This window comes from Mesorhizobium sp. WSM4887, from assembly GCF_029625865.1.
Lineage (GTDB): Bacteria > Pseudomonadota > Alphaproteobacteria > Rhizobiales > Rhizobiaceae > Mesorhizobium.
On sequence record NZ_JARTVP010000004.1, the window covers coordinates 190,503 to 209,615 of the forward strand.

Annotated in this window: 19 protein-coding genes; 5 read left to right on the forward strand and 14 right to left on the reverse strand. The window is 65.1% G+C overall.

What is annotated here, in order from left to right; translation table 11 throughout:
* The 5 genes from P9230_RS17820 to P9230_RS17840 form a co-directional block, all read right to left on the reverse strand.
* Window positions 1–864, reverse strand: coding sequence for an alpha/beta fold hydrolase (locus P9230_RS17820; protein WP_278120170.1), 864 nt, complete (start codon window positions 862–864; stop codon window positions 1–3).
* Window positions 865–889: 25 nt separating this feature from the next.
* Window positions 890–1,477: a hypothetical protein gene (locus tag P9230_RS17825; RefSeq protein ID WP_127241729.1), complete on the reverse strand. Its 588-nt coding sequence runs from the start codon at window positions 1,475–1,477 to the stop codon at window positions 890–892.
* Between the two features lie 4 nt (window positions 1,478–1,481).
* Window positions 1,482–1,955 carry a DUF3828 domain-containing protein gene (locus tag P9230_RS17830; protein WP_067000473.1) on the reverse strand — a complete coding sequence of 158 codons (474 nt, stop codon included), beginning with the start codon at window positions 1,953–1,955 and terminating at the stop codon, window positions 1,482–1,484.
* Between the two features lie 100 nt (window positions 1,956–2,055).
* Window positions 2,056–3,705: an ABC transporter substrate-binding protein gene (locus P9230_RS17835; protein WP_067329806.1), complete on the reverse strand. Its 1,650-nt coding sequence runs from the start codon at window positions 3,703–3,705 to the stop codon at window positions 2,056–2,058.
* Between the two features lie 219 nt (window positions 3,706–3,924).
* Window positions 3,925–4,965 (reverse strand): proline racemase family protein, encoded by a 1,041-nt coding sequence (locus tag P9230_RS17840; protein ID WP_278120172.1) that lies wholly within the window; start codon window positions 4,963–4,965, stop codon window positions 3,925–3,927.
* 247 nt (window positions 4,966–5,212) lie between these two features.
* Between P9230_RS17840 and P9230_RS17845 the strand changes: the two genes are divergently transcribed.
* Window positions 5,213–5,896 (forward strand): GntR family transcriptional regulator, encoded by a 684-nt coding sequence (locus tag P9230_RS17845; RefSeq protein ID WP_067000956.1) that lies wholly within the window; start codon window positions 5,213–5,215, stop codon window positions 5,894–5,896.
* A gap of 52 nt (window positions 5,897–5,948) precedes the next feature.
* Here P9230_RS17845 and P9230_RS17850 read toward each other — a convergent pair whose 3' ends face one another.
* Complete coding sequence (locus tag P9230_RS17850) at window positions 5,949–7,499, reverse strand: trimethylamine methyltransferase family protein (RefSeq protein ID WP_127246888.1); 1,551 nt, start codon at window positions 7,497–7,499, stop codon at window positions 5,949–5,951.
* 90 nt (window positions 7,500–7,589) lie between these two features.
* Here P9230_RS17850 and P9230_RS17855 point away from each other — a divergent pair, with 90 nt between their 5' ends.
* Window positions 7,590–8,492 carry a LysR substrate-binding domain-containing protein gene (locus P9230_RS17855; protein WP_127325062.1) on the forward strand — a complete coding sequence of 301 codons (903 nt, stop codon included), beginning with the start codon at window positions 7,590–7,592 and terminating at the stop codon, window positions 8,490–8,492.
* 45 nt (window positions 8,493–8,537) lie between these two features.
* Complete coding sequence (mutL, locus tag P9230_RS17860; RefSeq protein WP_278120176.1) at window positions 8,538–10,415, forward strand: DNA mismatch repair endonuclease MutL; 1,878 nt, start codon at window positions 8,538–8,540, stop codon at window positions 10,413–10,415.
* Window positions 10,416–10,587: 172 nt separating this feature from the next.
* Here the strand turns inward: mutL and P9230_RS17865 are convergent, their stop codons facing one another.
* Entirely contained in the window at window positions 10,588–11,481 is an 894-nt protein-coding gene (locus P9230_RS17865) for a DMT family transporter (protein ID WP_278120178.1), read from the reverse strand.
* Between the two features lie 90 nt (window positions 11,482–11,571).
* On the opposite strand from P9230_RS17865, the gene P9230_RS17870 reads away from it, so the two are divergent.
* Complete coding sequence (locus P9230_RS17870) at window positions 11,572–12,498, forward strand: LysR substrate-binding domain-containing protein (protein ID WP_278088143.1); 927 nt, start codon at window positions 11,572–11,574, stop codon at window positions 12,496–12,498.
* A gap of 10 nt (window positions 12,499–12,508) precedes the next feature.
* Here the strand turns inward: P9230_RS17870 and P9230_RS17875 are convergent, their stop codons facing one another.
* A complete protein-coding gene (locus P9230_RS17875; protein WP_278120180.1) occupies window positions 12,509–13,090 on the reverse strand; it encodes a hypothetical protein in 582 nt (193 codons plus the stop codon).
* A gap of 113 nt (window positions 13,091–13,203) precedes the next feature.
* On the opposite strand from P9230_RS17875, the gene P9230_RS17880 reads away from it, so the two are divergent.
* Window positions 13,204–13,437: a DUF2093 domain-containing protein gene (locus tag P9230_RS17880; protein WP_067000947.1), complete on the forward strand. Its 234-nt coding sequence runs from the start codon at window positions 13,204–13,206 to the stop codon at window positions 13,435–13,437.
* A 6-nt stretch (window positions 13,438–13,443) separates the two neighbouring features.
* Here the strand turns inward: P9230_RS17880 and lpxK are convergent, their stop codons facing one another.
* The 6 genes from lpxK to P9230_RS17910 all read right to left on the reverse strand — a co-directional run bounded on the left by lpxK (window position 13,444) and on the right by P9230_RS17910 (window position 19,099).
* Window positions 13,444–14,481: a tetraacyldisaccharide 4'-kinase gene (lpxK, locus tag P9230_RS17885; protein ID WP_278120491.1), complete on the reverse strand. Its 1,038-nt coding sequence runs from the start codon at window positions 14,479–14,481 to the stop codon at window positions 13,444–13,446.
* Between the two features lie 62 nt (window positions 14,482–14,543).
* Complete coding sequence (gene waaA, locus P9230_RS17890) at window positions 14,544–15,860, reverse strand: lipid IV(A) 3-deoxy-D-manno-octulosonic acid transferase (protein WP_278120182.1); 1,317 nt, start codon at window positions 15,858–15,860, stop codon at window positions 14,544–14,546.
* Window positions 15,857–16,633 (reverse strand): lysophospholipid acyltransferase family protein, encoded by a 777-nt coding sequence (locus P9230_RS17895; RefSeq protein ID WP_067000444.1) that lies wholly within the window; start codon window positions 16,631–16,633, stop codon window positions 15,857–15,859. The genes waaA and P9230_RS17895 overlap by 4 nt, the downstream gene beginning before the upstream one ends.
* 5 nt (window positions 16,634–16,638) lie before the next feature.
* A complete protein-coding gene (locus tag P9230_RS17900) occupies window positions 16,639–16,884 on the reverse strand; it encodes a DUF4170 domain-containing protein (protein ID WP_040973997.1) in 246 nt (81 codons plus the stop codon).
* 75 nt (window positions 16,885–16,959) lie between these two features.
* Window positions 16,960–17,754, reverse strand: coding sequence for a 3'(2'),5'-bisphosphate nucleotidase CysQ (locus tag P9230_RS17905; RefSeq protein ID WP_278054874.1), 795 nt, complete (start codon window positions 17,752–17,754; stop codon window positions 16,960–16,962).
* Window position 17,755: 1 nt separating this feature from the next.
* Window positions 17,756–19,099: a TldD/PmbA family protein gene (locus tag P9230_RS17910; protein WP_278120184.1), complete on the reverse strand. Its 1,344-nt coding sequence runs from the start codon at window positions 19,097–19,099 to the stop codon at window positions 17,756–17,758.
* Window positions 19,100–19,113 lie beyond the last annotated feature (14 nt).

Here is a 19,113-nt window from a genome sequence, read left to right on the forward strand (position 1 = left end):
TCAGACATGGCCGGCCGCATTGGTTCGGCACAGGTTGGTCGCAAGAAACGGAACGACCGAAATGCGATAGCGTTGCTGGTCGTGGCGCAACAGATCGACATGACCGGCGCCGTTGAACCAGACCAATTGCGAGGCAGCGGCTTTTTTCAGCGCCATTACCTGCCCGTGGTCTATAAAGGGATCCTCGCCGCCGGCGAGCAAGAGTAACGGCTTGCCGATTTTGCCGAGGCGGCCGACCGGCCTGACATCGTCGGCGCTTATTCCGAGCCGAAGCGGCATCTGCGCCAGAAGGACATCCGCTTGGAGGCTACGCAGCATGCTGAACGGCATTCGACGAGCCGTCGTCTCGCGCAATGTCGCGTAGAGCTGTTCCAGCACGTAGGCATCGGCGATCGCCTTCGGTGCAGCAAAGACAAAGGCTGCCGCTCCCAGCGAGGATCCCACGGCGCCGATCTTTTGCCCGGGGAAGCGCTGTCGGGCATATGTCAGGATGCGGACAGCGTCCTGCCCTTCAAAGTAGCCGAAGCCTTGTACGGTTCCGCCGCTCTCGCCGTGCCCCGACAGATCGAACAGGGCAACCGAATAGCCGCTATCGGATAGCAGTTTTGCGCGTTGCAGCATCGCTAGCCTGTTGGCGCCGCGCCCGTGCAACAGGACGATCGCACCGCAACTGTCCTTTCGACCAATCACCCAACCGACAAGTTCGGGCGCACCAGCCTGGTTGAGCACGACGCGCTCGACGGGCACCTCGCTCGGCGCCGTCAAGTTCTGACGGAGCCCGCGGGCGATCAGCGTTGTTCCAGCCGCCCAGTCGGCCGCGCAAAGTCCGATAATCGCCGCCGCAAGGATAGCACGGAGTTTCATCTGTGATGCCCTGACCGCGACTTCATCATTCGCACTGGTACTGGCTGAGCGCCCATTCGCCGGTGACCGACAGGAGGTCGGAGATCTTCCAGTCGCCGCCGACCTTCTTCAGCTTCCATTCGAGACGGTGCTGGTGGCCTTCGACGACGAAGACGACCACCACCTTGGCCTCGTCACCATTGATCGCTTCGATGGTGCGCAGGCTCTTGTCGATGGCGAGCTTGTCGTAATCGGCATTGTCGAGCGCCATGTTGGGATCGAGGCACTCGCCCTGACCCGAGGCGCGCAGCGCGTCGGCTTTGTCGAGTACGCTCTTCGCCGGATCGCTGAAGTTCTTGCGCTGGCTGGGGTCCAATTCCAGCCCGAGATGCTCGTAGAAGGGCTTCACCACCGCCGTCGGCGATCCGGGCAGGACGGGCGCAGCTGGCGCCGGTTCGGCCAGCTTGCTTTCAGGCGTTGTGGCCGGCGCCGACTTCTCGATCGCCGGCGCATTGTCGCCAGAGGACGCGTTCGGCGGCGGCGAGCCGAACAGTCCTTGCCCGTAGGCGCCGCCGTTCAGCCCCGCGGTCAGCATCGACAAGCTCGACAGCGCGAGGACCAGACGCCGAAGCACGGCGTCACTCCGTCGAGGAGCCGCATTCCAGCGCGCTGAGCGTCCAGTCGCTGGTTTTGGAGGTGATGTCGGCGATCTTCCACTTGCCGTCCACTTTCTTCAGCGACCACACCATTTCGCGTTTGGAGTCATCGCCTTCCGGGAAAAGATTGAAGCTTGCCGTCACCTCGGCGGTGTCGCCATTGACGGCCTCGGCAAGCTTCAGCGTCTTCGACACGGTCTTCTGGTCGAAATCCTGGGCGTCGAGGCCTGGGTCGAAGTCGATGCAGGATACCTCGTCGGGCTTCTCCTTGCGGGCCTTGTCGTTGGCTTCGAAGAGCTTGGTGACCGGCTCGGTGAAGCGGTCGCGGTATTTCGCGTCCGCCTCGAACTTCACTTCAGGCACATAGAAGAACTTCACGGCGTTGGAAGCCGGCCCGGCGAGCGCCGCGGCAGGCAAGGCGATCGAGATGGCAACTGCCAGCATCATCGGTCTCATGCAGGATCTCCGGATGGTCGGCGGCGTGGTGGCACGATCACCACCACGCATCCTGCATATCGGCTTTTTCGCGGCGCATGAAGTCCTTGCGCTGCGCGCCTTAAGCTTCCAGCCAGACGTTCTGGAAGTCCATTTGATAGGTCTGGTGCATGGCGTAGTTCTTCACCTTCTTGTTCATGTGGCAGTAGAGCTTCTGCCAGAACGGCTGGATGATGACGCCGGAGTCCTGCAGGATCTGCTCGACGTCCTTCATCACCTCCTTGCGCTTGGCGACGTCGATCTGCGACAGCGCCTCCTTGAGCTTGGCGTCGAAATCCGGGTTCGAGAACGCGGTCTCGTTCCAGGCCTCGCCGGTACGGTAGCCCAGCGCCAGCACCTGCACGCCGAGCGGGCGCATGTACCAGATGGTCATGGAATAAGGATATTTCGTCCAGTCGTTCCAGAAGGTCGAACCGGGCAGCACCGTGCGCTTCACCTTGATGCCGGCATCGCGCAACTGGCCGGCGATCGCGTCGCCGGTGTTCTTCTGCCATTCGTCCTCGACCGTGATCAGCTCGTGCTCGAAGTCGGCCTGCCCGGCGTCGGCCATCAGCTTCTTGGCGCCCGCCGCGTCCCGTTCCTTCTTCGGCAGCGGGTAATATTCCGGATGGATCGGGCTGACATGGTGGTTCTCGCCGACCGTGCCGCGGCCCGCGTAGCCGAGCTGCATGACCTGATTGTTGTCGACCGCCATCTGCAGCGCATTGCGCACCCGTTTGTCATCGTAAGGTTTGTGCGTGATGTTGGTGCGCGCAACGAGCGTGGTCGCCGTCGCGACTTCCGATTTCACCAGCTCCATCTTGTCGAGGGGGTCGATGAAGTCGGCCGGTGTCTCGAAATCGAGGTCGATCTCGCCGGAATCGAAGGCATTCAGCGTGGCGTTGAAGTCGGTGCCGTAGTCGATGAACTCGACCCCGTCGAGCGGCGCTTCGCCACCCCACCACTTGCCGTTCTCGCGGCGCTTGACCACGGCTTTCTGGCCGACATCGTAAGACACCAGCTCGAAAGCCCCGGTGCCGATCGGCTTCTTGATCGGATCGGCGCCGTCCTTGTCGAAGTTGCGATGCACGACCAGCGCCGGATAGTCCGTGAAACCCGGGATGATCGCGATATCGGCCTCGGACAGCTTCAGCTTGACCGTATGGTCGTCGACCTTGGTGATCGCGCCATCCCTTGCCTTGCCGGTCTTGGCGTCGACCAGCGCGCCGACGCGGGCGGCCATGGAATTGCCGGAAGCCCCCTTCTCGCACCAGCGATTGAGGTTGAAAACCACGTCATCGGCGTTGAAGGCATCGCCGTTGTTCCAGGTGACGCCTTTGCGCAGATGCAGCGTGTATTCGGTGGCGTCGTCGTTGACGTCCCAGCTTTCGAGCAGCACCGGCTCGAAAGTGAACTGGTGCGTGTAGCGCACGAGCGGCTCCAGCCAGGTGCGGGTGACGTTCGCCATCTCGGTCCAGTCATAGGTGCGCGGGTCCTTCTGCGCCTTGACCGACATCGCGACATGCAGCGTTCCGCCTTTCTTCGGCTCTTGCGCCAGGGCTTTTGTCGGCGCGGCAAGGCCAATCATGCCATAGGCGAACGCCGTCGACGCGCCGAAGGCGCTTGCCAGCGCCAGGAATTCGCGCCGGTCCACGCGGCCCGCGCGCGCTTCTTTAGCCATCGCCTCGATGGCGGCAGGAACGCGATCACCGTTGCTTTTGAAGATTGTCATTTTTTCCTCCCATGTTGCGAAACATTGGCCATCCTAGTGCACTTTTTTTCAGCTGTAGATGGCGCCTGCAGCGTGAGCGAGCGTCCAGACGCTGCCTTGCCTGAGATAGTGAGAACTCGCTCCATCCCTGCGGCATTTCGAATATCGTATACGAGCCTTGTTGCGCGTCAAGCTTCTTGGGGCATGAGCTGGAGAAAGATGCCGGGCGAAGAACCACCTTCAGACCTTCGCACGCTTCATCGGCCAGGTGTCCGCCACGCGATAGCCCGCCGGCCAAGGATCTTCAGGATCCAGCATGTGCTGATGGATGCCGGTGATCCAACCGCGACCGCTGATCTGAGGGCGTATGGCGGGCATACCGCCAACCTGCGTGGTGCCGAGAATCTTGCCGTGAAATTCTGACCCGATGATGGACACACCGGTGAACCAATCCTCGGCTGTCATTTGACCCTTCGCGTGCAAGAGCGCCATGCGGGCCGACACCGCCGTTCCGGTCGGCGATCGGTCGAGCTTGCCAGGTTTTATCGAAACGACCGATTTTGCGCGGAGGCGGTTGCCATCCTGGGTGATGGCGCCGGCAAAAAGACAGAACGAATGGTGGCGCCAATCGGGACGCTCAGGGTGGAAGAACGCCATTTGTCGATTGGCCGCATCGGTAATGCGCACCCCAAGTTCGGCGAGATCACGAGCCTCGTCGGTTTCAAGCGCTAACCCAAGGTCAGGTGCATCGACGACGACGAAACTGTCGCCTCCATAGGCCGTGTCGACCGTAATGGTACCGAGGCCACCGACCTCAAGCGGCACACCGACCCTGCTGGCGAATGATGGTACGTTTTCGACGGTGATGCGCTGGGCCTTTCCTCCGGCACACTCGGCCCGCACGCGTACCAGGCCGCCCGGCGCCTCGAGCACCATTTCGGTTACCGGCTCCTGCATGGGGATGATCCCGGTGTCCAGAATTACCGTGGAGACGCAAATCGAATTGGAGCCGGACATCGGGGGCGTATCCTCCGGTTCCATTATGATCCAAGCCATCTGCGCATCGGGATGCTTCGGAGGGACCAGAAGGTTGACGTGCCGGAAGACGCCGCCGCGCGGTTCGTTAAGAACGAAGTTACGAAGTCGGTTGTCTTCTGCGATCCATTTTCGCTGGTCCCAGACAGTGTCTCCCGGCGGAGGAGACACCCCGCCAACGATGACATCCCCGACTTCGCCCTCCGCGTGGCAGGAAACAACATGGATGACTTTCGTGCTTCGCATTCGGGAGTCCCCAGAGCCGCGGCTTCCAATTGGATATCGTATACGATCTTCGACTCTCGTCAAGGCTCGATTGAGGGGAAATGCGCCAGTCGCTGCTGATCGGCCGGGCTCAAAAGAGCCCACGCCGGACGGCATCTCAGGCCATGCAGACACTCGGGTTGAGCAGAATCGCGAGCGTATTTGATCGCGAACATCGTCTACGATATCTATGTTTGCAGATCTGACGCTCCGTGCGGAGACTCTACACGTGCCATTTGCATTTGCCGACATTCCCGATTTGGGTGCCGCCCCCACCGCTTCCGACGTGGTTTTGAAGTTCATCCGCGGAGCAATCATATCCGGGTCGCTTGATGAGGGCGAACCGATCAGGCAAGACGACGTCGCCCGCATGTTCAACATCAGCAAGATTCCGGTGCGCGAAGCTTTGAAGCGGCTCGAGGCAGAGGGATTCGTGGCATTTCAGCGAAACAAGGGCGCAATTGTCGCCAGCATGTCGGAACCGGAGATCGTGCAGATTTTCGAGGTCCGAGCGATGCTGGAATCGAACGCAATTCGGCTTTCCCTCCCCCACATGAACGAGAAGACCTTCGATAAAGCGCAAGCAAGTTGCGACTCCTTTGCGAAGGAAACCGACGTCGGCCGCTGGGCGGAACTAAATTGGGAGTTCCATTCCAGTCTTTATCTAGACGCCGGGCGACCATATCTCCTCCGCATGATCCGGTCGGTTAACGATCGCATCGAACGCTATCTGCGAGTTCAGCTGACGATTTCCGGCGGTCATGAGCTTGCGGATCGAGAACATCGCGAAATCCTGGCCGCCTGCCGCGCTGGCGAGACCGAACAGGCCGCAAAGTTGGTCTACGATCATATTATGAACGCCTGTCAATCGCTTCAGAAACACCTTGCGAACGGCAAGGTGCGCGCTGGCTGAGCCATTGGCTTGCTGTCAGTCACGATTGCCGACGGCCTTTGCCCATATTTTGTCAACTAACGGTATCAGGCAGCTTTTCCTCGCGCCGCGCGATCAAATCCTTGAGACCATCGGCGATGCCTTCGTCGAGCTTCGGCTCCTGGTAGTCGGCGAGCATGTTGCGCGCCCTTTCGCGGCCGCGCGTGTCGTGATCCTTCGCGCCCTCGGCTGTCCATTGTTCGAAGGAATTGAAGTCCATGATGCTCGGCATGAAGAAGGCGCGCTCGAAATGCTCGAGCGTGTGCTGCGTGCCGAGAAAATGCCCTTGCGGACCGACCTCGCGGATCGCCGCCATGGCCTCCTTGAAATCGTCGAAGGGAACGCCGCCGGCATATTTGTACCAACCGACGAGCTGTTCGCAGTCGGTGGCGAATTTCGAATAGCCGCAGGTAAGGCCGGCTTCAAGCCAGCCGGCGGAGTGCCAGATGTAATTGGCGCCGGCGAGGATCGCGGCATGCATAAGCATGTTCGCCTCGTAGCCGGCCTGGGCGTCGTTGAGCTTGGAGCCGACATGGAAGCCCGAGGTGCGCCATGGCAGCTTGTATTTCCGCGCCAGCGCACCCATCAGATACATCATCTGCGCGGCCTCCGGCGTGCCGCCCATCGGGGCGCCGGTCTTCATGTCCACCGTCACCATGAACTGGCCATAGATCTGCGGCGAGCCGGGACGGATCAGTTGGGTGAATGCGACGCCTGCCAGCGCCTCGGCATTGACCTGCGCGACCGCGCCGACGGCGGAGGCCGAGGTCGAGGCGCCGCAGAGCGCGAAGGGTGCCAGGATCAGCGGCTGGTTGTGGCGGGCATAGACCCGCATCGCGTCAAGCATGGTGGCGTCCCACACCAGCGGGGAATTGCAATTGGTGATCGCCACCAGCACCGGATTGTCGCGCACGAACTCCTCGCCGAACACGATCGCAGCCATCGCCATCGTGTCTTCGGCCCGCTCCTTCGACGTCACGATGCCCATGAACGGCTTGTCGGAGTGCTTGAGCGCCGAATGAATGATGTGGAGGTGCCGCTTCGGCACCGGGATCTCCATCGGCTCGCAGATGATCGAGCTCGACGAATGCAGCGCCGGCGCCATGTAGGCGAGCTTGTGGAAATTGTTGAGGTCGTTCAGCGTGCCGTAGCGCCGCTTGTTGTCGAGGTCGCGCACATAAGGCGCGCCATACATCGGCACGAAGATCGAGTTCTTGCCGCCGACGCGAACCGTACGCTCGGGGTTGCGCGCATTGAGCGTGAATTCCGGCGGGACCTTCGAGACAAGCTCCATCAGCAGCGCGCGATCGATGCGGACGCGTGTGTCCTTGACGTCGGCACCCGCCGCCTTCCAGAGCGCGATCGCTTCGTCGTCGCGGAACTCGCAGCCAACCTCCTCGAGGATTTTGAGCGACTCCTCGTGGATCAGCTCCACCGCCTCGTCGGGCACGATCTCATAGGCCGGAATCTGGCGAACGAGCGTCGGGAAAGACGCGACCGGCGCGCTTCTCAGCGCCTTGCGCCCAAGGCGGCCGCCGCCGCGACGGTGGGTCGGCTCAGTCAATTCAGCGGCCGGTGCGTTCATGTTGTCTCCTTCATCCCGCCCGACCAAGTTAGCGACACGAAATATGGATGTGATGCTGGAAAATCCTGATCTCTTGTATAAGCTGCGCTTATGCGAAGCCTACGCCACCTCCTGCCCTCGGCCGGCAGCCTCGTCGTCTTCGAGGCGGCAGGCCGGCTGTCGAGCTTCACCGCGGCCGGGCGCGAGCTCGGCATGACCCAGGCGGCCGTCTCCTATGCGGTGCGCGGACTGGAGGAACAGCTCGGCGCCAAGCTGTTTCAGCGCCGCCACCGCCAGGTGCTCCTGACCGAGGCCGGCGAGCGCTTCCACGCGGACGTCTCGCTGGGGCTGTCGCATATCCGCAAATCTGCCGAGGACCTTCGCCTGCAGGCGACCGGCGGCCATGTCACCCTTGCGGCCTCGACCGCCTTCGGCTCGTTCTGGATGATGCCGCGCCTGCAGCAGTTCCGCGACCAACTGCCGGGCATCGATCTGCGCATCCAGACCGCCGACCGCGACCTCGACATCATTGCCGAGGGTATTCCGCTCGGCGTGCGCGGCGGTGTGCCGCGCGACTGGCCGGACTATCACTCGCTGTCGCTGTCCGACGAAGAGATCTTCCCCGTCGCGGGACCGAGCTATCTCGCCAAATTCGGCATGCCGAAGACGGTCGAGGAACTGGCCACGCACCGGCTGATCCATCTCGAGGAGCCCTATCGCGAGGCGCCGAACTGGGACGAATGGTTCGCGTCGGCCGGAACCAGCCTGCGCAATGCCGAGCGCGGCCTGCGCATCAACGACTATGCCCTGGTGATCCAGGCGGTGATGGAAGGGCAAGGCATCTCGCTTGGCTGGCGGCATCTGGTCGAGCGGCTGGTGGCATCAGGGTTGCTGGTGCCGGTGACCGGCCATGTGATGAGGACCGGCATCGGCTTCCACGTCATCTGGCCGAAGAACCGCGAGCTCAGCGACAACGCGCGCAAGGTCAGGGACTGGCTGGTGGCGCAGGCATGAAGTAGCCCCTCCCCCACACCGTTCGAATCCGCCTATAATCCTCGGATGCCCATTCGCCAGCTTTCCGAAACGATGATCAACCAGATCGCCGCCGGCGAGGTCATCGAGCGTCCCGCAAGCGTGGTGAAGGAGTTGGTCGAGAATGCGCTCGACGCCGGCGCGTCGCGCGTCGAGATCGTCACCGCCGGCGGCGGGCTCTCGCTCATCCGCGTCACCGATGACGGCTCGGGCATTCCCGAGCGCGAACTGGCGCTGGCAGTTGCCCGACACTGCACGTCGAAGCTGTCGGACGACATCCACGACATCCGCTCGCTCGGATTCCGCGGCGAGGCGTTGCCGTCGATCGGCTCGGTGGCCAGGCTTTCGATCCGCTCGCGCACGGCCGCCGGCGACAGCGCGGCCGAGATCAGCATCGAGGGCGGCCGGGTGTCGGCCGTCAAGCCAGCGGCGGCCAACCGCGGCACCACCGTCGAAGTGCGCGACCTGTTCTTCGCCACGCCGGCACGGCTCAAATTCATGAAGGGCGAGCGCGCCGAAAGCTCGGTCACCGGTGACGTGGTGAAGCGCATCGCCATCGCCTTCCCCGCCGTGCGCTTCACGCTTGCCGGTTCCGACCGCTCGACGCTGGAGCTGCCGGCGACCGGCGGCACGCCGGAGGGCCGGCTCGCCCGCATCGCGCAAGTGATGGGCGCCGACTTTCCCGACAATGCCATTGCGATCGATGCCATGCGCGACGGCGTGCATCTTGCCGGCCACGTCTCGATCCCTTCCTACACCCGCGCCAACGCGCTGCAGCAATATGCCTATGTCAACGGCCGGCCGGTGCGCGACAAGCTGATCGCCGGCGCGATCCGCGGCGCCTTCGCCGACGTGCTGCCGCGCGACCGGCATGCGGTCACCGTGCTATTCCTTTCGCTCGATCCGGCAACCGTCGACGTCAATGTCCACCCGGCCAAGGCCGATGTGCGCTTCCGCGATCCGGGCCTGGTGCGCGGGTTGATTGTCGGCGCCATCCGCGAGGCGATGGCCGGCGCCGGCATCCGGGCCGCGACCACCGGCGCGGCCGGCATGATGGCGGCTTTCCGGCCCGGCGCGGCGTCCTATTCGCATCCCGGACCGGCCAATGGCCACCGCAGCTATGAGGCCGCTTTTCGCGCCTCCGGCTCCAGCTTCGACCACGGTTCGAATTTGGCGCGCTCGCCGCAGCGGCCGCTCGACATGGGCGAAGCGCGGCCGGCGCGAGGCGGCTTCGCCGAGAACGATCAGGCTGCCTTCGACACCAGGCCGCTGGCAAGCGCCGACGCGCGGGCGGGCATCGCCGAGCCGGCCGAGGCGCTGCTCGGCACGGTGCTGGGCGCGGCGCGCGCTCAGGTGCATGAGAACTATATCGTCGCCCAAACCCGGGATTCGCTCATCATCGTCGACCAGCATGCCGCACATGAGCGGCTGGTCTACGAGGCCTTGAAGAACGCGCTGCACTCTCGCGCCGTGCCTTCGCAGATGCTGCTTTTGCCCGAGATCGTCGACCTTCCGGAAGAGGATGCCGAACGGCTGGCGATGCATTCCGAGACACTGGCCAAATTCGGCCTCGGCCTGGAGCGCTTCGGCCCGGGCGCGGTGGCAGTGCGCGAGACGCCGTCGATGCTCGGCGAAACCAATGTGCAGCAACTGGTGCGTGACCTCGCCGACGAGATCGCCGACAACGACACGGTCGAGACGCTGAAGGAACGGCTGGACAGAATAGCCGCGACCATGGCCTGCCACGGCTCGGTGCGCTCGGGCCGCCTGCTCAAGGCCGAGGAGATGAACGCGCTGCTGCGCCAAATGGAGGCGACGCCCGGCTCCGGCACCTGCAACCATGGCAGGCCGACCTATATCGAGCTGAAACTCGCCGACATTGAAAGATTGTTCGGGCGAAGGTGAGCGCACCAAAGCCCTCACCCAGCCTCCGCTTCACTTCCGCTGACTTCTCCCGATGGGAGAGGAGACCTTCAGCGCCAGCACCAACCTGTTCTCGTGGCCGCGTAGCGGCCAGATAAAGGTCCGCTCGAGGCGGCGCTTTTCTTGAGTCAGGAACCGGCCTCAACCCTTTGACTTACCGCTTCAAATTCACCACGATCACACCGCCGAGCGCCAGCGCGCCGCCGAGCATGCCGAAGAGTGTCGGCACTTCGCGGAGCCAGAAGAAACCGATCAGAGCGGAGGTCGGCGAGACCAGATAGAGGAAGTTCGAGGCGCGCGCGGCCGGCAGGCGCGACAGCGCGGTGGCCCAGGCGGCGTAGGCGATCAGGCTGGGCACAATGCCCAGATAGATGACGGCGCCGAGGCCGGCCATGTCGGCGACCGCGGCCTGCGAAAACGCTTCCGCCAGCAAGGGCGATAGGCAGAGCGCGCCGAGCACCATGTTGGAAGCGGCGATCGTCAGCGGATGGTGGCGGGCAAAGAGCGGCTTCTGGACGATGGTGTTGACGGCCGAGCAAAGGGCGGAGCCCAGCACCAGCAGCGCTCCGGTGTTGAAATGCAGGCCATGGCCGTCCGCCACCGCGATGATGCCGATGCCGGCAAACGAGATCACCGTGCCAAGCCAGGCCATGCCGGAAAAGCGCTCGCCGAGCAGCGCCATGGCCATGATGGCCGTGAAGATCGGGCTGACATTGATGATGAAGCCGGCGGCGCCCGCCGAGACGGTGAGCTCGCCGAAATTGAGCATGGCGGTGTAGAGCGCGACGAAGATGGCACCGCCGAAGCCGAAACGCCACAGCTCATCGATCCTCGGCAGCGCCGGACGCTTGACCGCAAGGAAGATCGCTGCCGGCACGGCCGCGATGGCGAAGCGCAGCGCCCCGAGCTCCAGCGGCTGGAAGGCGGCAAGGCCAGCGCGGATCGCCGGGAAGGCAGACGCCCAGCCGACCACCGTCAGTGCCACCGCGATCGCGGCCGTGGTGTCCATGCGCTGTGTCTCATTCAACGTGGCGGTGTAAGCGCTCATTGCCGAATCCTCGTCTCTCAGTGCCATAGAGAGAGAAAACGTCATTGCCCGCCGATTGACAAACGAGCAATTCGGGGGTCAGCTGTGAGCATGCTTCACAGCTCTGACCAGCTATTGCCGCTCGAGACTTTGCGCGCCTTCGACGCGGCGGCGCGGACAGGAAGCTTTTCCGCGGCGGCCGAAAGGCTCAACCTCACCCATGGCGCGATCAGCCGTCAGATCGCCAAGCTGGAGGACTGGCTCGGGCTCAAGGTGTTCGAGCGCAACGCGCGCGGCGTCACGCTGACCAATGAGGGCAACCGGCTGCACCTGCGCACCACCGAGGCCTTCGCGCTGATCTCGGTCAATTCCGATCGCTGGGTCGAGCCGCGCGGCACCGCGGTGGTGCGGCTGGCTTCGATCCCTTCGGTCAGCGGCCTTTGGCTGATGCCGCGCATGGCGGCGCTCGAAAACAACCCGACGCGGCTGCGCATCGTGCTCGACGTCGACAACCGCCAGGCCGACCTTGCCGACGAAGGCATCGACCTTTCGGTGCGCTGCGGGCGCGGCCGCATTCCGGGCCGCGTCTCGGTGCAGCTTTTCGAGGAGCACATTTTCCCGATCGCCTCGCCGGAGCTGGCGAAGGAGATCGGGCAAGGCGACCCGGCTCGGCTGCTCAAATTCCCGCTGATCAACGATTCCGACGCGTCCGCCTGGCGCGCCTGGTTCGCGGCACAGGAGGTCGATTATCGCCCGCGCCCGCAGGACCGGCGTTTCGAGGACTACAATCTGGTGCTCGACGCGGCGGCGCATGGGCTCGGCATCGCGCTGGCGCGGCCGCCGCTGACGGCAGACCAGTTGAAGTCGGGCCGGATTGTTCCCGTTGACGAGCGGGTCGCGCTCAATCCGGTGTCCTACTGGCTCGACCGTCCGGTCGGACGGCCGCGCGCGGCCGCCGCCGATCTCGCCCGACGCATCGCCGAACAGGCGGGGCTGGCGCCGGAGAAGCTCGAAGCCTTCCTGCAGGACGAGGACTAGATCGCTCGGATCAGCGAAGCAGCATCAGCACGATCGTGGCGGTCGCAGCCGAGACGACGGCCGTCACGATCGATATCATCCACAGCGGCGTCTGGCCGGGTTCGGATCGCGGGGCATGGCCGGGGCTGCGAACGCCGCCGCGCGGCGGCGCATTGGCGTTGGCCGCTACCAGCACTCCGGACGCAAGCACCGGCGAGAACGAAGAGGGCGCCGCCACGACCCTTGCGGTGCCATCGGCGGCCGGCGGTGGAACCTGGGGCAGCGCCCGCGAAAGCTGATCGGCGTCAGCCGCCGACCTGCCAACCGGAGACTTCGTCGAGGCGCCATCAGGGTCGGCATCGGATTCCAGGACGGCTCTGTAGGCGTTCTCGATCTCGGCCGAGGACAGACGCTGAGTTGGTCGAGCGGCCGGCAACGTGCCGTTCAGCGCCTGCGCGGCCACCTGTGCGGAGGACACGACGGACGGCGCCGGCGACTGGACGAGCGCCTTGACCAGCGCCGCGGTCGCAGGTTCGGCCTTGGGCGACGGCACCGGCTGCGGCGCCAGCGCCTCTTTCAGCAGCGACGTCACGCTGGCGTTGGTGATGTCCATGGCGCTTCCCGACAACCATTGTGCCAACCGGCATACTACATGAGCATTGCGCCAAGCTTGACCTTGCCTTCGATTTGTGGCGATTGAACCCCTATGAACCTATGCGCCATTCCATGATGAACCGTTTTGAAGGCCCCGGCGGCAAGGAAGCGCGCATCCGCTATCTCGACGGCGACTTCCAGGTGACGAGCCCCGGCGCGTTCGTGCGCTGCGCGGTGACCGGCGAGAGCATCCCGCTGGACGAGCTCAAATACTGGAGCGTCGCCAGGCAGGAGCCATATGTGAACGCGGCAGCGTCGCTGCGGCGTGAGATCGAGGCGCATCCGGAGCTGCGCAAGCGCGGGTAGAACCTCCTAGGATGAGGACGGTCTCATCTTGCGCTGCCGCCATGCATCCAGCGTCTCATTGATGATGCGCTCCGGCACGTGGTCGATCTCGAACACGGCGTCGATCTCAAGCACGTCGAGCTGCTCCAGGAAGCCGGCGGGTGCGGCGCCGTGGCGAAGCCGCGCGGCATCCTTTGCCGTGGTGACAAGCCGAAGCCCCTCGCGCTTGGCAAGCGCCGCCAGATCGGCAAGCTCGTCCGCGGCGTAGAAATGATGGTCGGGAAAAGCGCGCGACAGCGCGACCTCGCCGCCGGCGCTGCGCAGCGTATCGAAGAATTTTTCCGGATGGCCGATGCCTGCAAAGGCAAGGAAGCGCCCGCCGGCGAAGCGCGCCGGGTTCGCCGGCTCGACATGGGCCAAAAAGATCGGCCGGCCGGCGCGCGCCGCCTGGCGTACCACCGTATCGGCCGCGCTCCCCTCGCCTATCTTCAGCAAGCCGCCGGTGAACACCAGCTGATCAACGATCTTTGCCCGGAGCGGCCCGCCCGGAATGACGCGGCCATTGCCGATGCCGAAACGCGCATCGACCACGACCAGCGCGTAGTCGATATGGATGCGCGCCGACTGGAAACCGTCATCCATGATCAGCAAGTCGCAGCCATGCTCTGCCATCAGCAGTTTGGCGCCGGCGGCGCGGTTGGCCGTCACCGCGACCGGCGCATGTTCGGCAAGCAGCAGCGGCTCGTCGCCGACATGCTTGGCCGCGTCGTGATGCGCATCGACGACATGCGGCTTGGCGAAGGAACCGCCATGGCCGCGCGACAGGAAGCCGGGCGTGAGCTGCATGCGCTTTGCCTGTTTAGCCAGCGCGATGGCGACCGGCGTCTTGCCGCTGCCGCCAACGGTGAAGTTGCCGACGCACAGCACAGGTGCCGCGACCTTCTCGCGCGGCGCGCGCCGCATGCGGCGCCCAGCCACCATTCCATACATCGCGGACACCGGCGAAAGCGCCAGCACGCGCCAGTCCGGCTTTTCCCACCAGAAGGGCGGCGCTTCGCTGGTCATGGCGCGACTTCCATGGCGCATGACCCTTTCCAAAGATCGGATCCGAATTTTTGGGCCATGCGCTAGCGCCCGTTGGCGCCTTTCAGGCGCGCCTTGACGACCAGCGGCTGGATGTAGGGTTCGAGCGACTTCAGCGTGCGCTGAAGCGCGCCGCGCATCTCATCGACGGTCGCCGCGCCCGCCGCCATCATCTCGTGGCGCACCGCCTCGTTGGTCAAAAGGAAATTGACGGCGCCGGCCAGCATGTCGCGGTCGCGCACCAGCTTGGCGCCGCCGCGATCGAGCAGGCGCTGATAGGCTTCGCGGAAATTCTGCACGTTGCGGCCGGCCAGCACCGCCGTGTCGAGCATCGCCGGCTCCAGCGGGTTCTGGCCGCCCTCGGAGGTCAGCGAGCGGCCCACGAACGCGATCTCGGTCAGCCTGAGATAAAGTCCCATCTCGCCGATCGTGTCGCCGAGCAGGATATCGGTGTCGGGCGTGATGCGGTCGCCCTTGCTGCGGCGCGCCACTTTCAGCCCCATGCCGGAGATCTGCGCGGCCAGCGCGTCCGCGCGGTCGGGATGGCGGGGCACGACGATGGTCAGCAGTCCAGGGTGGCGCTTGTGCAAGGTCGCATGGACTTCCGCCGCGGCGACCTCCTCCCCGTCATGGGTCGAGATCGCCGCCCAGGTCGGGCGTAAGCCGATCTGGCGCTGCAGGATCGCCAGCGCCCGCTCGTCGACCGGCGGCGGGTTGGTGTCCACCTTGAGGTTGCCGGAAACGGTCACCGGCCGGGCGCCGAGGACGCGGAACCGCTCGCCGTCGACATCCGACTGGGCAACGACATGGGCAAGATTCTTGAACAGCGCCTCGGCGACGCCGGCGCGCTTCTTCCACGACCGGAACGAACGGTCCGACAGCCGCCCGTTGACCAGAACCTGCGGCACGTTGCGCGCGCCGAGTTCCAGGATGGTCATCGGCCAGATCTCCGATTCGGCTATGATGGCCAGCTCCGGCAGCCAGTGATCGAGGAAGCGGCTTACAGCGGGCTTGAGGTCGAGCGGCACATATTGGTGGATGATGCGGCTGCCAAGCCGCTCGTCGGCGACCTTGGCCGAGGTCACGGTGCCGGTCGTCAGCACGATGTTGACGCCGTAATCGAGGATGCTTTCGACCAGCGGCACGACGGCGATCGTCTCGCCGACGCTCGCGGCGTGAATCCAGATGACCGGTCCTTCCGGACGCGGACGGCCGGCGACGCCGTAGCGCTCGCGACGGCGAACGCGGTCTTCCTTGCCGCGCGAGGCTCGCCAGGCGACATAGGGTCCGATCAGCGGATAGGCGACGGCCCCGGCGTAGCGGTAGGCGGTCAGGGCCGCGCGCGCCCAGCGCTCGCTCATTTGTCGCCGTCCACGAGGCGGTAGGCCTCGGCGGTCGCGGCGTTGAGCGAGGCGGTGACCTCCTGGCGCTTTCGCTCCATCTCGGCGTCGTCGGCGTTGGACGGCACGAACACCGGCTGCCCGACGACAACGGCGGAGCGGCCGAACGGCAGGTTGATGGTGGTCTTGTCCCAGCTCTTTTCCAGCACCTTGCGGCGGCTGGTGGCGATCGCCGAGGGGAGGATCGGGCGCCCGGAAAGCCTGGCCAAAAGCACGATGCCCAGCCCCGCGTCGCGCGGCGTGCCATGCGGAATGTCGGCGATCATCGCGACATTCTTGCCGGCGACCAGCGCTTTCTTGAGCGCAATCAAGGCTTTGGCGCCGCCTTTGTCGAGATGCCTCGAACTGTCGCGGCCACCCGAGCCGCGCACCGCCTCGATGCCGAATCTGTTCAGCATCAGCGCGTTGAGCTCGGCGTCGGCACTGCGCGAGACCATGGCGACCAGCGGCCGGCCCTTGGGATAATAAGCCGGCGTCAAGAGATGCTGGCCATGCCACAGCGCGATGATGCCCGGTTCGAGATGCGCATAGGCGCCGCCGGCGACCTGCGTCGACCCTTTCACCAGCGGGCTGGTGATGCGAATCAGCCGCACGAACCAGGCGAACAGGCTGGCGATGAAATTCTTGACGAATCGCGACTGGGCGAGCGGCTCTCGGATGCGGCGCCACAGCGTGCGAGTCCCGCCCCGCCCGGCGGCGCGCCCCGTCGCTCCTTTCACCGCTTCATGCTCCATCGATGTCAACCGGCTGCCTTTGTTTCCGGATCGAGCAACCGGTGCAGGTGAACGACGAAATAGCGCATATGGGCATTGTCGACGCTGGCCTGCGCCTTCGCCTTCCACGCGGCGTGCGCCGATTGATAGTCGGGGTAGATGCCGACGATGTCGAGCGCATCCAGATCACGGAACTCGGTTCCACCCAGCTTTTTCAGCTCGCCGCCGAACACCAGGTGCAAAAGCTGTTTCTTTCCGTCTTCCACGGCCATGCCGATCCTTCGCAGATTCATGAATTTTGTGAAACGTTTAGACCAAAGCCGCCGATTTTGAAACCGTGGGCCGACTCACCCTTGGTCAGCTCCGGCAATGACGCCGGCCAGGACCCCCAGCAGTTCGCCGCTGCCGGCGGCGAGCGCGCCATGGTTGATCACCTCGCCGGCATAGCGCGGCGGCTTGCCGGTGCGGTCGAGCAAGGCGCCGCCCGCCTCGCGGAGGATAAGGTCGGCGGCGGCGATGTCCCAGTCATGGGCGTTGGGCTTGACGAAGGTCGCGTCGAGCTTGCCGTTGGCGATCATCGCCAGCCGGTAAGCGAGCGAGGGGATGTAAGCGACGCGGCGCATCCGGGCTTGCCAGGAAGCGGGCATGCGGTCGACCAGCGGCTTCGGCCCGCCGATCTCGACCGTATCGCCGAGTTGGCGCACCTGGATGCGCTTGCCGTTGAGGAACGCGCCCTCGCCCGGCAGCGCCCAGTAGGTCTCGCGCTTGGCCGGACATTCGAGCACGCCGGCCAGCGAGCGGCCATCCTCGACCACGGCGACGCTGACGCACCAGGAATGCAGGCCATCGAGAAAGCCGCGCGTGCCATCGATAGGGTCGACGACGAAAGTGCGGCGGGCCGACAGCCTGGCATGATCGTCGGCGGTTTCTTCGGACAGCCAGCCATAATTCGGCCGCGCCTTGAGCAGGGTCTCGCGCAGATAGGCGTCGGCCGCATGGTCGGCTTCGCTGACCGGCGAGGTCCCGCCCTTCATCCACACCTGGGGGTTTTGACCGAAGTAGCGCATGGCGATGGTGCCCGCCTCCCGGGCGGCGTCGCGCAGCAGAGCGAGGTCTTCGTGCGTCTCGGCTGAGATGACCATGTCAGGCGCCGGCAAGGGTCATCCCCTCGATCAGCAGCGTCGGCGCGGCAGTGCCGAAATTGCGGTCGAGATCGCTCGCCGGCACCATGTTGAGGAACATGGTCTTCAAATTGGAGGCGATCGTCACCTCGGCCACCGGATAGGCAAGCGCGCCGTTCTCGATCCAGAAGCCGGAGGCGCCACGGCTGTATTCGCCGGTCACCATGTCGACGCCCTGGCCGAAGACCTCGGTGACGTAGAAGCCGCGCTGCAGCGAGGCGATCAGCTCCTCCGGCGCGCGATCGCCGGGCTCGATGGCCAGATTGGTCGAGGACGGCGAAACCGAAGAGCCGCTGCGCGAGCCACGGCCGTTGGTGACGAGACCAAGCTCGCGCGCGGCCGAGGTCGACAGGAACCAGTGGTTGAGCACGCCTCTGTCGACCATCAACAGCTTGTCGCCCTCGACGCCTTCGCCGTCGAAGGGCCGCGACGCCTGGCCGCGACGCCGCAGCGGCTCGTCGGTGACGGTGATCGCGCTTGAGGCTACCTGCTTTCCCATCATGTCGCGCAGGAAGCTGGTCTTGCGCGCCACCGCGGCGCCGTTGATGGCGCCGGCGAGATGGCCGGCAATGCCGCGCGCCACACGCGGGTCGAACACGACGTCGACCGGGCCGGTCGCCGCCTTGCGGGCGCCGAGGCGACGCACGGCGCGTTCGCCGGCCTTGCGGCCGATCTCCTCCGGCGCGTCGAGATCGGCGAAATGCTGGCGCGAGGAGAATTCATAGTCGCGTTCCATCGCCGTGCCTTGGCCTGCAATGACGCTGGTCGAGCGCGAAAAGCGCGACGCGACATATTGGCCGACAAAGCCATGCGAGGTCGCAAGCACCAGGCCGCCAAGGCCGGCGCTGGCGCTGCTGCCGGAGGAATTGGTGACGCCCTTGACGGCAAGGGCCGCCGCTTCCGCTGCCAGCGCCGCCTCCTTGAGCTGATCAACCGACACCTCGGTCGGATCGAAGAGGTCGAGATCACGCAAATTGCGGGCGAGCAGCGCCGGGTCGGCAAGGCCCTGGAACGGATCCTCGGGGGAGACTCTCGCCATGGCGACGGCGCGCTCGGCAAGCGCCTTCGGGTCGGAGGCGGCGGTGGCCGAGACGCTCGCCACGCGCTGGCCGACGAAGACGCGCAGGGACACGTCCTCGCTTTCCGACGATTCGGTGCCTTCGACCTTGCCCAGCCGCACCGACACGCCGGCCGAACGGCCGCGCACGGCGACCGCGTCGGCGGCGTCCGCCCCGGCGCGCTTGGCCGCCTCGACGAGCGCCGCGACGCGGCCGGTCAGTTTCCCTGCGTCGAGCGTGTCGGTCATGCGGTTGGTCCTGT